Raw genomic sequence first — 13,441 nt, forward strand, 5'->3', positions numbered from 1 at the left:
TGTGTCAGGGATCACCCCAGCTCAAGGCGCACAGGAAACGTCCAGCTTCTCGTAGCACACTGGCAGATTAGTATCAGATACGCGCCAGCGCGATGGTGCACACTACCTGACATGAATATGAGGAATTCGAACATGGATAACCCCATGGATAGCCCGCAGAACTCTGACGGACGGGGACAATCACAGCAGCGAGGCGAGGTACCTTCTGCGGGAAGCCAATCGAATGGCTGGAATCAGCCGCGGTCGGATACATCGAGGCAAGGCGGACAGTCGCCCTACGGAAGCCAGGCGGGGCAGGGAGCCCGGCCTACTTCTTTTGGCAACCAGCCTTCCCAGGCACCTTACGGGGCGCAGGCGCCGTATGGCGGTTCGAATTATGGATTCGGTCAACAAGGTCAGCAGCGTTTGGCAGCACAGCAGCCTTCGGCAGGGCAGCACTCGCAGGAGGGAACACAGCCTTATGCCGGTCAGCGCTACACTGCGGCGCATGCTGGTAATCAGAACCAGTTCTTCGGGGGCCAAGAGGGGGCAGGCGTACGGGTCGTGGAACCGAGCGATGAGCCTAAGGCCAAGCGCAAGGTCGGCCTGGGCACCGCGCTGTCCATGATGCTCGTAGCCTTCATCGCTGCCGGCGGTGTTACCGGCGTGGTGGTCGGAACGGTGGGCAAAGACAAGTCCTCCCCCTCGACGGTCAATGAGGTCCTGGAGCGCCAGCCGGTGGCCAACAGCACCGGTAAAGAGCCTGCCGACGGCTCCGTCGAGGACGTGGCATCGAAGGTACTTCCAGCAGTGGTATCCATTTACTCCATTACCCGCTCCGGCGGTGCCGAGGGCTCGGGCTCGATTATTTCCCCGGACGGCTACGTGTTGACCAATCACCACGTCGTCGCCGGCGCGGATCAAGGCGGGCGCTTGGAAGTGACCATGAATGATGGTTCCCGCCATAGCGCCACGTTTGTGGCCTCGGATGCGACCACGGACGTTGCTGTCATCAAGATTGATGACGTTAACGATCTTCCCTTCCTGCAGTTCGGTGATTCGGACGCAGCCGCGGTGGGGCAAGAGGTCGTTGCCGTAGGTTCCCCGTTGGGACTCAACGCTACGGTGACGTCCGGAATTGTCTCGGCGAAGAACCGTCCCGTCCGTGCTTCGCAGGAAGGCGGGGAGTCCTCGCTGATCGACGCCATCCAGACCGACGCCGCCGTCAACCCCGGCAACTCCGGTGGCCCCTTGGTGGACATGGAAGGCAACATCATTGGAATGAACTCGATGATCGCCTCGCTATCGGGTGGCTCGAATTCCGAGGGCGGTTCCATCGGTCTGGGATTCGCTATTCCCTCCAACTTTGCCAAGCGGATGGCCGATGAGCTCATCAACAATGGCAAGGTCAAGCACCCAACCTTGGGCGTTAAGGTCCGCGCGCAAAGCGACACCCTTGGTGCGGAGATCGTCGATGTCGAACGCGATAGCCCAGCCGATAAGGCGGGGCTCAAGTCTGGTGACGTGGTCACCCGCGTCAACGATCGGCTTATTGAAAGCTCTGATGCCCTCATCGCGGCAACCCGTTCCCAGGAGTTCGGCGCGACCGTGACCTTGGAGGTACGGAGCCGAGACAGCGAAGATGTGAGAAAGGTAGAGGTAACTCTGGCAAGCGAGTAAGTTAACAAATACTTGGGCGGTGCGTGAGCGCCGCACGAACACCGCACCCTGAGACCTTGTGAAGAAACCACTACCGGAAGATTCCGCCCCTACCTTTAAGGAGAACCTCCGTGGCAGAAAACACCGACGCAACTGAGTTGCTGGGGCGCGATGCCTCACGCGAACTCGATGATGTCACCGAACCAGATGACGCTTTCCTCATCGCGAGCGAACAAGAACAAAGTGTGCAAGCACCGCGCCGCGCGCTCGTCGTCATCGTTACCGACCACCCAGATGATGCAGCGCAGGACACGTCGCGCTTGGCGGGCGAACTGTTGGCTGAAGCTGATTTCACCGTCGACGGCGCAGTAATCGTTCGTTCCAAGAAGTCCAAGATCCGGCAGGCGATTGAAACCGGCGTGGTTGGGGGCGTTGACTTGGTCCTCACGATTGGTGGCACGGGCGTTGGCCCGCGCGATAAGACCCCAGAGGCGACTCGCGCGGTGCTGGACCAAATGGTCCCTGGCGTGGCCCAGGCCCTGCGCTCCTCCGGCCAAGCATGCGGTGCGGTGGATGCGTGCACATCCCGCGGCATTTCGGGAGTGTCTGGTTCAACGGTGATCGTCAACGTCGCATCTTCCCGCGCGGCGGTACGTGATGGAATGGCTACGCTGACCCCCTTGGTACACCACCTCGTCGATCAGCTGCAGAAGTCCAGCGTCTAATGGCTGATTCCACACCGCGTACCCCGCGGGCGCGCCGTCGCGTGAAGCGTCCGTCGACGGCCGAGAATTACGATCGCAGCTTCGATGTTCCTCACGGGCCAATGTCAGGGTCCGCTGGCTCTTCTTCCGCCGCAGGGGCCGATGAGCTGCGCACCGTGAGCTTAGATGCGGACGCAGGCGGCCCCGGTGGTGACAGCGAGGACGAGGCCACGGGAGAGGCCTTCTACCGCGAGAACATGCCGCCGCATTTTGGCACCACGCAGTAGTGCGTGAGCAGCGGGCGGAGGCAAAAGAGAATCCCGCAGAACTTCGGCGAAATGCCGGTTCTGCGGGATTTTTAGGCGTGGGGCTGTTGGCTTAGATGCTGGAGCCAGGCTTGTTGGTGGTGGTGCCACCGTTTTCAGCAGCGAGCAGGTCGCGGATCTCGCCGAGCAGCTGCTCGGTGGTCGGAGCCGGCTCCTCCGGGTCAACGCCCTGGCGGCGCTTAGCGCGCTCGGTGACGGCGTTGATCGGAGCAACGATGACGAAGTAGATGACAGCGGCAACGATGAGGAAATTGATAAGGGCGGTGATGACTGCACCGAAGTCCAGGAAGGTCTCCGGGCTATCGGTAATTGCGAAGCCCAGGCCACCAAAGTCTGGGGAGCCGAGGGAGTTAATCAGCGGCTGGATGATGTGATCGGTGATGGAGGTGACGATCGCGGTGAAGGCGGCACCGATGATGACCGCTACGGCCAACTCGATGACGTTGCCGCGCAGGATGAAATCTTTAAAGCCCTTGAGCATGGTGGTGGTTGTCCTATCTACGGGGGTAGGTGCTTCCTGTGTCTTAAGCGTCTGCTTTGCGTAGTCCGCACTCTGCGCAGGCGCGCTGTTCAGAAAAGTCGGAGAAAAGCAGGCATAGAGCCATAATGCTCTCTAAGAGAGGCCCTAGATGCGCAGGGACGCCAACGTAAGACGAAGCATGTGGAAATACTGGAATAGCGAAAGCCACTTCTGTACGCCATCCTGCAGGTGGTGCCGCGGGGTCGCGCGGCAGTCGCGAGACTGCAAGAGCAAAAAGCGCCTGAGTGGATGTGCCTATAGTAGGCAGAGTTTGCGTGTCGTGGCAACATCTTATGGAGGCCTACCAGTGCAAACGCGATGATCTTCACAACATAGCTTAACTGTGGGCGCGGTCGCCCACAATGACAACCGTGAGCGGTTGTGCCAGTGACGCGGCTGCCACAGCTTCGGCTGCTTCGGCTGGTAGCGCAACGAGGAGTGTGTGCGTGCGGGCATCCTCTCCGCCGGCACCCACCGACACGACGCGTGCGCCACGGGCAATCGTTGAGCCGCGGGCGGGGAGGGAAGCGTCGTCACCACCGTCGAGGGCACCGACAATATTGACCGTATCGCCGTGATGGAGGTTGCGGGCAACGTCTGGCTCGGCGAGCGTGAGCGGGATAAGGTGGCCGTCTTCCATCCCGAAGTCCGCGATGAGATCCGAACTGAGCAGCCGGGTGGTAGTGAGTATTTCGCTGGCGCTGGCCGCCGCCACTAGAACCCGCCCCACCGCATCTTCCGGGTTGCTCCCCAACGCCGTGGCGGGGAGAGCGGAGGAGGGGACGCGGGCCACGGAGACATCGCCAAGCGCCAGCGTCTCCCCGGCGGCGACGTCCCGGGCCATGACCACCACGCGCGGCTGCTCGCGGGTAGAAGCGAGCGCGCTTGCCGCCGCGGCCACGAGCAAGACTGCGGCCGTTACGCGGCGCAGGAGAACGCTGCGGCGATGCCCGGGGGTGCGCAGAACGTGAAGAAAGTCCATACCTTCTTAGACTGTGCTCCGACCCGCACGGTTCCCAGGCGGCGGCATGGAATCTGAGAAGGGGCTGATTAAAGCCAGCGCATCCCGCGCTCGGTGAGGATGCCATCGACGGGACGGTCGTGTCCCTCGAAGGGGACGTCCCGGACCTCGCTGGAGTGGACGAGAGCGACGACAGGCGGGTTCCCAGTGGGAAGCGGGGTGAGTGCGCGGTCGTAGTAGCCGGCGCCTTTTCCGAGGCGCATGCCTGACTCGCTCACCGCCATTGCGGGCGCCAAGATGAGGTCGAGGTGCGCCAGGATTTCGCTGCTATGGCGCTGCCCGACGGGCTCTGCAATCCCTAATGCCCCTGGGCGCATGGCCTCCGGCCCGCCATACAGCGTCCACAAGAGCTCACCGTTTTTGCCTGAAATGGGAAGGTAGACCTCCTTGCAGAGTGCGGACACGGTCTCCACGAAGTCGGGGCCACCCGGCTCTGTGCCCAGGGGATGGTAGGCGGCAACACGCATCGCAGGAGTGAGTAATTCACCCACACCGGCGCACCACGCGGCGTTGTCATCAGCGCGCTGCTCGGCGCTGCGCTCGCGCCGAGCGTTCAGGAGTGAGGATCTTAAGGCGTCCTTGGGGGAGGTCGTCATGGTTGTCAATCATAGCGGGACGGCGTAGCGCAGCACGGGAGCGGGAAGGGCGCATTGTAAAGTGGAACTTATGGCTATTGCACACGAGGATTCCCACACTGGGATCGCTACGGTCGTTGTCCCCGCTGCTGGCATGGGCACCCGCTTCTTGCCCGCCACCAAGACCGTACCGAAGGAGCTGCTCCCCGTCGTTGATACGCCGGGCATTGAACTCATTGCAGAAGAGGCCGCGTCCGTGGGCGCCCAGCGCCTCGCGGTGATTACCGCGCCGAACAAGCAGGAAGTGATGCGGCACTTCGATGAGTTCCCCGATCTCGTCGAGACCCTCGACGCCCGCGGCAAAGACGAGCAAGTGGCCAAGGTCAAGCGTGCTGCTCAGTTGATCCACCCGATTTCCGTGGAGCAGGAAAAGCCGCTGGGCCTGGGCCATGCGGTGGGCTTGGCGGAATCCGTGTTGGAGGATGACGAAGAATTCTTCGCCGTCATGCTGCCGGATGACATTGTCCTGCCGGCCACCGTCATGGGCGAGATGGCCCGGGTTCGTGCCGCCCTGGGCGGCAGCGTGTTGTGCGCCTTCGAGGTGTCACGCGAAGAGACCTATAACTACGGCGTCTTCGACGTCGAGGACACCAACGCGCCGGGCGTGAAGAAGGTTGTGGGCATGGTGGAGAAGCCGGATCCGGACGATGCGCCTTCGAACCTCGTGGCCACTGGGCGCTACTTGCTCGACAGGAAGATTTTTGATGCCCTTCGCCGCATCAAGCCAGGAAAGGGCGGGGAGCTGCAGCTGACCGATGCCATCGAGCTCCTTATCAAGGAAGGCCACCCCGTTCACGTCGTAGTCCACCAGGGTAAGCGCCATGACCTGGGCAACCCGGGTGGGTACATCCCGGCCAACGTTGACTTTGGTCTGCGTGATGAGAAGTACGGTCCTGCACTCTACAAGGCGATCAAGAAGATTGTGGAGGACTACGAAGAAGAAAAGGGGCTGAAGGGCTAAGCCTTCGCACGCCTAGCGCGCTAAGCTCTACTCCAGTAACTTCCATCCCTTTAGGCCCCACATACCCCAGAGTAAAGGCAGGCGGTACATGCGTTCGGTCGATGACCAGATGGCGTTCATTCTTGATGCAGCGATGACTCCCGAGCCGGTACGCATCGCCATCGCGAATGCCCTAGGTCTCAAGTGCGCGGAGGAGGTGCAGGCAAACCAGCCGCTCCCGGGGTTTCCGCAAGCAGCCATTGATGGCTATGCCGTGCGCGCCGTGGACGTTGGGGGAGAAAAGGCCCTCAAGGCACGCTCCCGCCACGACGTTGAGGATGCGGATGCACCCGCCACGGAGACGGAGATTGAGCGTTCCCTGCCTGTAGTGGGGGAGGTTCCTGCAGGGTCGCGCCAGCCTTTGCGTTTGCAGCCCAAGCAAGCGGTGCGCGTGTACACGGGCGCGCCTCTGCCGACGCTTGCCGACGCCGTCCTTCCTCTCGAGTGGACCGACCGCGGCCGCAAGCGCGTGACCTCGCACCGCCCGGTGCGCTCGGGGGACTTCGTGCGCCGCGTGGGTGATGATATTCAGCCCGGGGATGTTGCCGTATCCTCCGGTACCATCTTGGGCCCAGCGCAGATTGGCCTGCTCGCGGCAGTGGGGCGTTCGAAGGTGCTGGCGTACCCCCGCCCGCGCGTGACCATCGTGTCCTTTGGCAAGGAGCTTGTCGACGTCGACCGCGAGCCCGGCCTAGGTCAAGTCTTCGACGTGAACTCTTATTCGCTTGCAGCGGCCGCGAAGGAGGCGGGCGCGGACGTGCACCGCGTCGGCATCGCCGCCGGCGAGCCGCGTCGCGTGCGCGAGGCTTTGGAAACCTACCTGGCGCGCAGCGAGGTGCTGGTGATCTCCGGTGCCGTGGGTGGCGCGGGGTCGGAAGAAATCCGCGAGGTCCTTGATGAGTTGGGAGATGTGGATACCTCACGCGTAGCCATGCACCCAGGATCGGTCCAGGGCTTCGGTCTGTTGGGGGAGGAGCGCATCCCGACCTTCCTGTTGCCCTCGAACCCGGTGTCCGCGCTGGTTATCTTTGAGGTCTTTGTGCGCCCGTTGATCCGTCTCTCCCTGGGCAAGCGCAGCGGCCAACGCCGCGTGGTGCGCGCACGCGTGCTCAACCACATGGAATCCCGCCCGGGGCGCCGCGGCTACATCCGCGCCCGGCTCATGCGGGATGCCGAAACCTCCGACTATCTGGTGGAAGGACTGGGCGGTGCGGCGGGTGCGCCGGCGCACCTGCTCGCAGGGCTCTCGGAAGCGAACGCGATGATCCGCATTCCGGAGGAAGTGACAGAGATCCGTCCCGGGGACGTGGTGGACGTCCTGTTCCTGACCCAGCGCAGCTAGTCGCCGGCACACACGTCATGCTTGATCCTTTTGGTACCGCTCCGGGGCGCTTTTCTACTCCCGCCACCGGTGGGGTCAACCCCGATCATCCGGGCTGGCCAGAAGCTACACCCGCGGTACGGCTGCGGGAGTCTCGTGTCTTCCCGCGCGGGGCGACGCTACGTTTGCGCCCGCTGTTGCGGAGGGACGGTGCGGCGTGGCGACGGCAGCGCATCGAGGATAGGGATTTCCTCAAACCGGTGGAGCCGACGCTGCCGACGGAGTGGGATGCGGCGCACTCGCAGTCGGCTTGGTGGAATCACCTGATGTTTCTGCGTGACTCGGCCCGAGCTGGGACGGTGGTGCCGCTGGTCATTGACGTTGATGGCCAATTCCGTGGACAATTGACCTTAGGCAATATCCAGCACGGAGGGGTCAGTGAATGCTGGATTGGCTATTGGGTGCATTCCGCAGTGCACGGCGCGGGCGTGGCTACTGCTGCCTGTGCTCTCGGCGTCGACCATGCCTTTTATCGTGTGGGGCTGCATCGCGTGACGGCCACCTATCTGCCAGAGAACCCTGCTTCAGGCAAGGTGCTGCACAGCAACGGGTTCCGCGATGAAGGGTTCCTGCGCCGCAACCTGCATATCGACGGCGCGTGGCGGGACCATCACTTTTTGGCTCTTAATCGCGAGGATTTTGCCTCTGGGGCGGTGGAGCGCCTCCGTGCGGCGGGACGAATCGCGGGGGCGTAGCAGGTGGCTTAGCAGTTGGCTTAGCAGGTGGCTTAGCTGTTGCTAAGCCGGTGATGGGTTGGGGGATTGTTTCGGTCAACTACCTCTGCTTTCACTTGAGTAACAACCTTGTAATTTAGGGGTTCGTTGGTGCCCACGGGGCGGGGTTGGGCAGCTAGAGTAGGGGCCTAGTTATATTCCCTTTTTCGTCGACCCCTGAAAGTGGGACTCAGCCACATGATGACTGCCGTGCCGATCATTCTCGTAATCGTGCTGTGGCTCTTCATCCTCGCTCCGTTGCTTTTGCGCTCGCAGCGTCCGATGAGCCACACAGGTGAGGCCTTTGAAGAGACCCGCGTGCTCTTCGAAGGAGATTCCGGCTCCGTGCCGGGCCGCCGTAAACCGCGCCTGGGCAAGGACGATATCCGCCCGCACACCCCGGCAGCAGCGGAGGCCAGCGATGAGGAAGCCGAGTATGAGCTGGTTGAGGCCGAGGGGGTTGCTGATACCGCGGAGTCGTTCCGGGGCGATGCCGAAGGAAAGAGCGCTGCCGAATCCGTAGTGGCGGACACGATTGATGGCGAAGTCGTAGAAGCTGAGGACGCCGAGACGGACTTCGAGCTCGAGGACGATTCCGACGACGCTGCCGAGGATGATCATGGGTCGGAGCAGGAGGCTGAGAACGTTGAGGCGGATGCTGCGGAGGTATTCACGGCTCCTGCCAACGCCGGCGTGGCCGAGGATGCCTATGACTTCGATGAGACCTATACCTCGCCGGTTGATCTGATGTATCCGGGAGCCATCGACACGGTGGAGAAAGAGCCGGCTGCGGCTGATGCGAATAGCGCCGACGAAGCAGCGGTTGAAGCGGAGAGCGCTGATGCCGAAGACACAGAGGAAGGCTCGGACGCAGTCCCGCACGGCGGGGACCTTGTTGCTGCTGAGACTGAGGACGAGGATGTGAGCGGAAGCGATACCGAGCTGTCCGCCGAGGAACTGGCCTTCGCCCAGCGCCGCCTGGGCCGCGGTGGCTGGGATCCGGTGAAGGAAAAGGAAGCCTCCGCCACGCGTTATCAGCGCCGCCAGCGCACGCTCATCGGCTTGGCGGTAGCAGTGGTGGCCACGGTTTGCCTGGGTATTGTTGTCGGGAGCTGGACGTGGTGGCTGGCGGGTATTGCCGGCATTATGACCATGGTCTACCTGGTGGCCCTGCGCGCCCAGGTGCGCCGCGAGCGGGAGCTGCTGCGCCGACGCGTCTACCACCTGCGCCGCGCCCGTTTGGGTGTGCGCAATGCGGAGAACCCCGCCGAGTCGCTGCCACCCAACCTGCGCCGCCCGGGCGCACTCATCTTGGAAATCGATGATGAGAGCCCGGACTTTGACTACCTGCCCGTCTACTCGGAGGGCGATAGCGACGATGGCTTCGACGGTCCCCATCCCTCTTCGCGCCAGCGCCGCGATGACCTAGCAGCCCGCCGAGTTGGTTAATCCACCCGGCCCCTAGGCCGGCCAGATGCCGGATGTGCCGCGGCGATGGGAGCCTACTAGGTGGGCGTCAACCATCCCGATGGCCGTCATCAGGGAGAAACACGTCACTGGGCCGACGAACTTGAAGCCGGCCTTCTTCAAAGCCTTGGACATGTCCAAGGCTTCTTGCGTGTATTTTGGAATATCCTCTTCGCTTTCCGGCGCAATCGTGTCAGCTGGCAGGAAGCTCCAGATGAATTCATCGAGCCCGCCTGTCTCCCGCAAGGCCACCGTGGCCTTCGCGTTGTTAAGCACCGCGTTGATTTTCAAGCGGTTGCGGATGATCCCCGCATTGTTCATGAGGCGCTCGACTTCTTCCTCCCCGAAGCTGGCCAGAAGGTCTGCATCAAAACCCACAAAGGCAGCGCGGAAGGCTTCGCGCTTGCGCAGCACTAGTTCCCAGCTCAACCCGGCCTGGAAACCTTCCAGGCAGAGGCGTTCCAGCAGGGCGGATTCCTCATGGACGGGCATGCCCCATTCGGTGTCGTAATACTCTTGGAGAAGCGGGGAGGTCATTGCCCAGGCGGGGCGGCCAAGCCCCGCGGAGTCATAAACAAGTCTCGTATCGTTTGCCATCTGTGTACTAGTCATGCCTTTTTAGACTGCAGAATCGGTTCATTGGTTCCCCACGGCTCTCACGGGCTCGTGCCGCAGAGCGTGGCCTCGTGCTCCAACAGCATCTGCTTCGCGGCTGCGCCCCCACGATAGGAACCGAGGCTGCCGCTTGCAGGAACGACGCGGTGGCACGGCACCACGATGGGAAGCGGGTTCGTAGCACAGGCGCTTCCAGCAGCGCGGGCGGCCTGCGCACTACCGGCGGCAGCAGCGAGGCGCGAATAGGTCCAGCGCTCGCCGAACGGGATAGCGCGCAGCGCACGTTGCGCGCGGTCGCGGAAGGTGTGCGGGGATGCGGGGACGTCGAGAAGCAGCTCAAAGTCCCTGCGCGTGCCCGCAAAGTATTCGGTGATCTGCTGGGCAGCGGCGACGAGGGCGTCGGCCCCCGCAACACCAGCGCCCGCAGTACTGGGGTGTCGGGCGCTGGTAGGGCCATCGGGAAAGCGTTGCAGACCGCTGAAATCCGGGGATTCACCGGGGAAATACACCCTTGACAAACCCCGCAAAGAGGCGACTAGGAGAAGACGGCCGAGCGGAGTGTCCAGCGAGGTCCACATGTGCATGGTAGGAGGGGAGTCCTTTCGGAGGGAGGTGGCCATCCAGGGTAGTCTATGAACCATGAATAGACCCGCCGTACGCGATGCCGCGCTGCTCATCTTCCGCGCGGTGCTGGGAGTTATCTTCGTCGCGCACGGTGTGGACAAGATGTTCTTTAGCGGCATGGACGAGGTAACCGGTCAATTCTCCGCATGGGGAGTTCCGCAACCGCAGACCTCGGCGTACTTGGCTGCCTTCGCAGAAATGCTGGGCGGGGCGGCCCTCGTAGTCGGCCTGCTCACCACCTTTGTGGCAGGGGCATTGGCGCTGCTTATGGCCTGTGCGTTGTACTTCGTACATATGGGCAATGGCCTCTTCGCCGCCGATGGTGGCATCGAGTACCCGCTGGTGCTCATCGTGTCGCTGCTCATGATCGTTGTCTTCGGCTCCGGCCGGGCGAGTGTGGATGGGGTGTTGAGCCGTGCTGACGCATGAGCAGGTGCAAGCGGCGATCTCCGCGCAGCTCGATGGGGAAGCCCCGCAGCTGGCGCCTGATGTCATTGACGCGCATGTCTCCGGCTGCCCGGAGTGCGCCGCCTTTCGGGAGAAGGCGGCGGCCTTGTCTCGCTCACTGAGCCTCGTGGAACCTGAGGGCCTCCCGCCGCAGGACTTGTCGGAAGTCATCCTGGCTGGCGTGGAGCCGGAGTGGCAGCGGGCCTCCAGCGCGCGGCAGGCATCGCTCACGCTGGCTCGGGTAGCTCTCGGAGTGTTGGCCGTGGCGTTTCTGATCTGGGCGATCGTGGTCGTCGTCAGTGCTTCCGGCTTGACCACCCTGGGCAGTGAAGGAACCCTCGCGGAAGGGGCCGACCCGGAGCGCGCACACCTTCTGATGGAGGCTGCGGCGCTGCGCTTCGGCCTGGCGAGCGGTTTAGTTTTTGCTGCCTGGCGCCCAGCCTCAGCGCCTGGATTGCTGCCGGTGGTCTGCACTATATTCGCGTTCTTGTGCGGCTTTACCATGCGCGACTTTGCCTTGGGCAGCGTTGTCGCGGAGCAGGTTTATATCCTCATCGGCACCGGTCTCACAACGGCCAGCCTGGGGTGGGCGTGGGCGGCCGACCGGGGCTTCTTGCTACGGGACGTGTATAGGACGTTGTCCGCTAACCCGCGCTAAGCCTTAAAGGCCACGTCTAAGAGGCCGAGCCTAAGGGCCCAAGCCTAAGGGCCCAAGCCTAAGCGGCTTGGGCCAGGGGGTAGGGCCAGGGGTTTAGGTCCAGGACGGTAGCCACATCATGGAGTGATACCAAGAATCCGGGATGAGGTAGCCGTAGAGAATCGGGGAGAAGTAGGCAAACATTGCCACGACGAGCGCGGCGTAGCACACGGTAAGGAAGGTGCCCAGCGGCATCGCGGCCCCAAAAAGCTCCGTGAGCCAGCGCCACCGTAGAACCCGTCCACGTCCAATCATTTGCCCCAAAGCCAGAGAGATCAGCACGATGACGAACGGAATGAACGCCGTGGCGTAGAAGAAGTACATCTGTCGGTCAAAGACCATGAGCCAGGGCAGGAAACCCGCCGCGGCACCCACAAGCGGGATGAGGAAGGCGCGGTTGCGTCGCACGAGCAAGGACCACAGTCCCCACAGCACCGCCGGGATGACCAGCCACCAAATGACCGGGGTACCAAAGAGGTACAGCATCCTGCGGCAGGATCCGCCGTCCCCGCAAGAGATGTCCGTGGAGGAGTAGTAGAGGATGGGGCGTGCGGCCACCAGCCAAGCCCATGGCTTGGAGTCCCAGGGGTGGCTGTGGCCACCTGAGGAGGTCAAGGAGGCGTGGAACTCCAGCACAGAGGAGTGGTAGTAGAACCAACCGGCAAGAGGCTCGGGGAGGTGGAGCAACCAAGAGCCATCCTCGATCGTGCCGTCAACCTTCGCGTGGCGGTAGACGGCGGTCTCATCGGCAAACCAAGCGCGCCAAGACCACGCATACAGGGCTACGGGGACCGCAACGAGTGAGGCCAGGGCTGCTGGGGTATCGCGTACCAGCGTGCCCACGATGTAGCGGCGTACGCCATACAAGCGGCGCAGAGCGAGATCCGAGAAAACGCTCATGAGACCGAAGAACATGATGTAGTACAGGCCTGACCACTTCACGGCCAGCGTTAGCCCCAGGAAAACGCCGGCAGTAAAACGCCACCACCGGAAACCAAATCTGGGGCCGAAGTCGGAGTCCCCCATCGTGCCTGACAGGAAGGCGGCGTGCAGGCGCTCGCGCATCTGCTGGTGATCCCGCGCCAAGGCCCAGGCGGCGGCGACAATGAAGAAGACCTGAAAGATATCAAGCATTCCGAACTTGGAGGCCACGAGCAGCACGCCGTCGCACACGGCGAGCAGGCCGGCGAGGAAGCCCACCTGCCAGGAACCGGACAAGCGGCGTGCCAGCGCCATGGTGAGTAGCACGGTGCCCACGCCAAAGAGCGCGGCCATGGCCCGCCAGCCCAGTGGGGTGTAGCCGAAGATGGCCTCCGATATCGCGACAATCTGCTTGGCCAGCGGTGGGTGCACAACCAGGCCGTAGCCCGGGTTGGACTCGATGCCGCCGAGGAAGAGGTTGTGCCAGCTGGTGACCATATCCCATGCCTGCGGCACGTAATGCTTCTCGTCGAAGACGGGAGTTCCCTCGGAGACCGGTGCGGTGAGACCTGCAAACCGCGTGATGAATGCCAGCACAGCGATGATAGCGGTGCTGATCGTGTCGGCCTTGGTCCAGGTGTAGTGCCGGGGAGCAGGGGGAGCTGGCCGGGTATGGATGCCGCGGGCGGCGGGGACGCGCGCGCGGCTGGTGTGGCCAGATCGATCAGTAGG

Annotated in this window: 15 protein-coding genes; 9 read left to right on the forward strand and 6 right to left on the reverse strand. The window is 62.9% G+C overall.

The genetic code is table 11. The features are described from left to right. Positions 1–132 precede the first annotated feature (132 nt). From HMPREF2993_RS06395 to HMPREF2993_RS06405, 3 genes are all read left to right on the forward strand, one after another. On the forward strand, positions 133–1,659 hold the full coding sequence (locus HMPREF2993_RS06395; protein ID WP_070701574.1) for a S1C family serine protease: 1,527 nt from the start codon (positions 133–135) through the stop codon (positions 1,657–1,659). Positions 1,660–1,769: 110 nt separating this feature from the next. Next, entirely contained in the window at positions 1,770–2,363 is a 594-nt protein-coding gene (locus HMPREF2993_RS06400) for a MogA/MoaB family molybdenum cofactor biosynthesis protein (protein ID WP_046646961.1), read from the forward strand. After that, positions 2,363–2,629 carry a hypothetical protein gene (locus tag HMPREF2993_RS06405; protein ID WP_046646960.1) on the forward strand — a complete coding sequence of 89 codons (267 nt, stop codon included), beginning with the start codon at positions 2,363–2,365 and terminating at the stop codon, positions 2,627–2,629. The genes HMPREF2993_RS06400 and HMPREF2993_RS06405 overlap by 1 nt, the downstream gene beginning before the upstream one ends. A gap of 91 nt (positions 2,630–2,720) precedes the next feature. Here HMPREF2993_RS06405 and mscL read toward each other — a convergent pair whose 3' ends face one another. The 3 genes from mscL to HMPREF2993_RS06420 form a co-directional block, all read right to left on the reverse strand. After that, complete coding sequence (mscL, locus tag HMPREF2993_RS06410) at positions 2,721–3,149, reverse strand: large conductance mechanosensitive channel protein MscL (protein WP_070510406.1); 429 nt, start codon at positions 3,147–3,149, stop codon at positions 2,721–2,723. 376 nt (positions 3,150–3,525) lie between these two features. Next, positions 3,526–4,170, reverse strand: coding sequence for an SAF domain-containing protein (locus HMPREF2993_RS06415; protein WP_070701576.1), 645 nt, complete (start codon positions 4,168–4,170; stop codon positions 3,526–3,528). A gap of 68 nt (positions 4,171–4,238) precedes the next feature. Then, positions 4,239–4,805 (reverse strand): 5-formyltetrahydrofolate cyclo-ligase, encoded by a 567-nt coding sequence (locus HMPREF2993_RS06420; RefSeq protein ID WP_070701578.1) that lies wholly within the window; start codon positions 4,803–4,805, stop codon positions 4,239–4,241. A gap of 70 nt (positions 4,806–4,875) precedes the next feature. Between HMPREF2993_RS06420 and HMPREF2993_RS06425 the strand changes: the two genes are divergently transcribed. The 4 genes from HMPREF2993_RS06425 to glpR all read left to right on the forward strand — a co-directional run bounded on the left by HMPREF2993_RS06425 (position 4,876) and on the right by glpR (position 9,387). Continuing rightward, complete coding sequence (locus tag HMPREF2993_RS06425) at positions 4,876–5,805, forward strand: UTP--glucose-1-phosphate uridylyltransferase (RefSeq protein WP_046646956.1); 930 nt, start codon at positions 4,876–4,878, stop codon at positions 5,803–5,805. Between the two features lie 88 nt (positions 5,806–5,893). Then, on the forward strand, positions 5,894–7,186 hold the full coding sequence (gene glp / locus HMPREF2993_RS06430) for a molybdotransferase-like divisome protein Glp (protein WP_070510397.1): 1,293 nt from the start codon (positions 5,894–5,896) through the stop codon (positions 7,184–7,186). A 17-nt stretch (positions 7,187–7,203) separates the two neighbouring features. Then, the gene (locus HMPREF2993_RS06435) at positions 7,204–7,920 is read left to right on the forward strand and encodes a GNAT family N-acetyltransferase (protein ID WP_083318712.1); all 717 of its coding nucleotides are present in this window, start codon (positions 7,204–7,206) and stop codon (positions 7,918–7,920) included. Between the two features lie 216 nt (positions 7,921–8,136). Continuing rightward, positions 8,137–9,387: a divisome protein SepX/GlpR gene (gene glpR / locus HMPREF2993_RS06440; RefSeq protein WP_049154213.1), complete on the forward strand. Its 1,251-nt coding sequence runs from the start codon at positions 8,137–8,139 to the stop codon at positions 9,385–9,387. 12 nt (positions 9,388–9,399) lie between these two features. Here the strand turns inward: glpR and HMPREF2993_RS06445 are convergent, their stop codons facing one another. After that, positions 9,400–10,017: a DNA-3-methyladenine glycosylase I gene (locus HMPREF2993_RS06445; protein ID WP_080975044.1), complete on the reverse strand. Its 618-nt coding sequence runs from the start codon at positions 10,015–10,017 to the stop codon at positions 9,400–9,402. 44 nt (positions 10,018–10,061) lie between these two features. Continuing rightward, positions 10,062–10,640, reverse strand: coding sequence for a methylated-DNA--[protein]-cysteine S-methyltransferase (locus HMPREF2993_RS06450; RefSeq protein WP_343205878.1), 579 nt, complete (start codon positions 10,638–10,640; stop codon positions 10,062–10,064). Positions 10,641–10,659: 19 nt separating this feature from the next. Between HMPREF2993_RS06450 and HMPREF2993_RS06455 the strand changes: the two genes are divergently transcribed. Then, entirely contained in the window at positions 10,660–11,073 is a 414-nt protein-coding gene (locus tag HMPREF2993_RS06455) for a DoxX family protein (RefSeq protein WP_046646952.1), read from the forward strand. Then, positions 11,060–11,749: a zf-HC2 domain-containing protein gene (locus HMPREF2993_RS06460; protein WP_070701580.1), complete on the forward strand. Its 690-nt coding sequence runs from the start codon at positions 11,060–11,062 to the stop codon at positions 11,747–11,749. Before HMPREF2993_RS06455 ends, HMPREF2993_RS06460 begins: the two co-directional genes overlap by 14 nt. Before the next feature lie 93 nt (positions 11,750–11,842). On the opposite strand, the gene HMPREF2993_RS06465 is transcribed toward HMPREF2993_RS06460, so the two are convergent. Beyond that, a complete protein-coding gene (locus HMPREF2993_RS06465) occupies positions 11,843–13,387 on the reverse strand; it encodes a dolichyl-phosphate-mannose--protein mannosyltransferase (protein WP_246822392.1) in 1,545 nt (514 codons plus the stop codon). Positions 13,388–13,441: the final 54 nt, after the last annotated feature.

The sequence above is a fragment of the Corynebacterium sp. HMSC068G04 genome, from assembly GCF_001814885.1.
Lineage (GTDB): Bacteria > Actinomycetota > Actinomycetes > Mycobacteriales > Mycobacteriaceae > Corynebacterium > Corynebacterium hiratae.

Coding starts and splice junctions, on each gene's coding strand:
- HMPREF2993_RS06395 (WP_070701574.1), top strand. CDS start 133: ATGGATAACCCCATGGATAGCCCGCAGAACTCTGACGGACGGGGACAA.
- HMPREF2993_RS06405 (WP_046646960.1), top strand. CDS start 2,363: ATGGCTGATTCCACACCGCGTACCCCGCGGGCGCGCCGTCGCGTGAAG.
- mscL (WP_070510406.1), bottom strand. CDS start 3,149: ATGCTCAAGGGCTTTAAAGATTTCATCCTGCGCGGCAACGTCATCGAG.
- HMPREF2993_RS06415 (WP_070701576.1), bottom strand. CDS start 4,170: ATGGACTTTCTTCACGTTCTGCGCACCCCCGGGCATCGCCGCAGCGTT.
- HMPREF2993_RS06420 (WP_070701578.1), bottom strand. CDS start 4,805: ATGACGACCTCCCCCAAGGACGCCTTAAGATCCTCACTCCTGAACGCT.
- HMPREF2993_RS06425 (WP_046646956.1), top strand. CDS start 4,876: ATGGCTATTGCACACGAGGATTCCCACACTGGGATCGCTACGGTCGTT.
- glp (WP_070510397.1), top strand. CDS start 5,894: ATGCGTTCGGTCGATGACCAGATGGCGTTCATTCTTGATGCAGCGATG.
- HMPREF2993_RS06435 (WP_083318712.1), top strand. CDS start 7,204: ATGCTTGATCCTTTTGGTACCGCTCCGGGGCGCTTTTCTACTCCCGCC.
- glpR (WP_049154213.1), top strand. CDS start 8,137: ATGATGACTGCCGTGCCGATCATTCTCGTAATCGTGCTGTGGCTCTTC.
- HMPREF2993_RS06445 (WP_080975044.1), bottom strand. CDS start 10,017: ATGACTAGTACACAGATGGCAAACGATACGAGACTTGTTTATGACTCC.
- HMPREF2993_RS06450 (WP_343205878.1), bottom strand. CDS start 10,640: ATGGCCACCTCCCTCCGAAAGGACTCCCCTCCTACCATGCACATGTGG.
- HMPREF2993_RS06455 (WP_046646952.1), top strand. CDS start 10,660: ATGAATAGACCCGCCGTACGCGATGCCGCGCTGCTCATCTTCCGCGCG.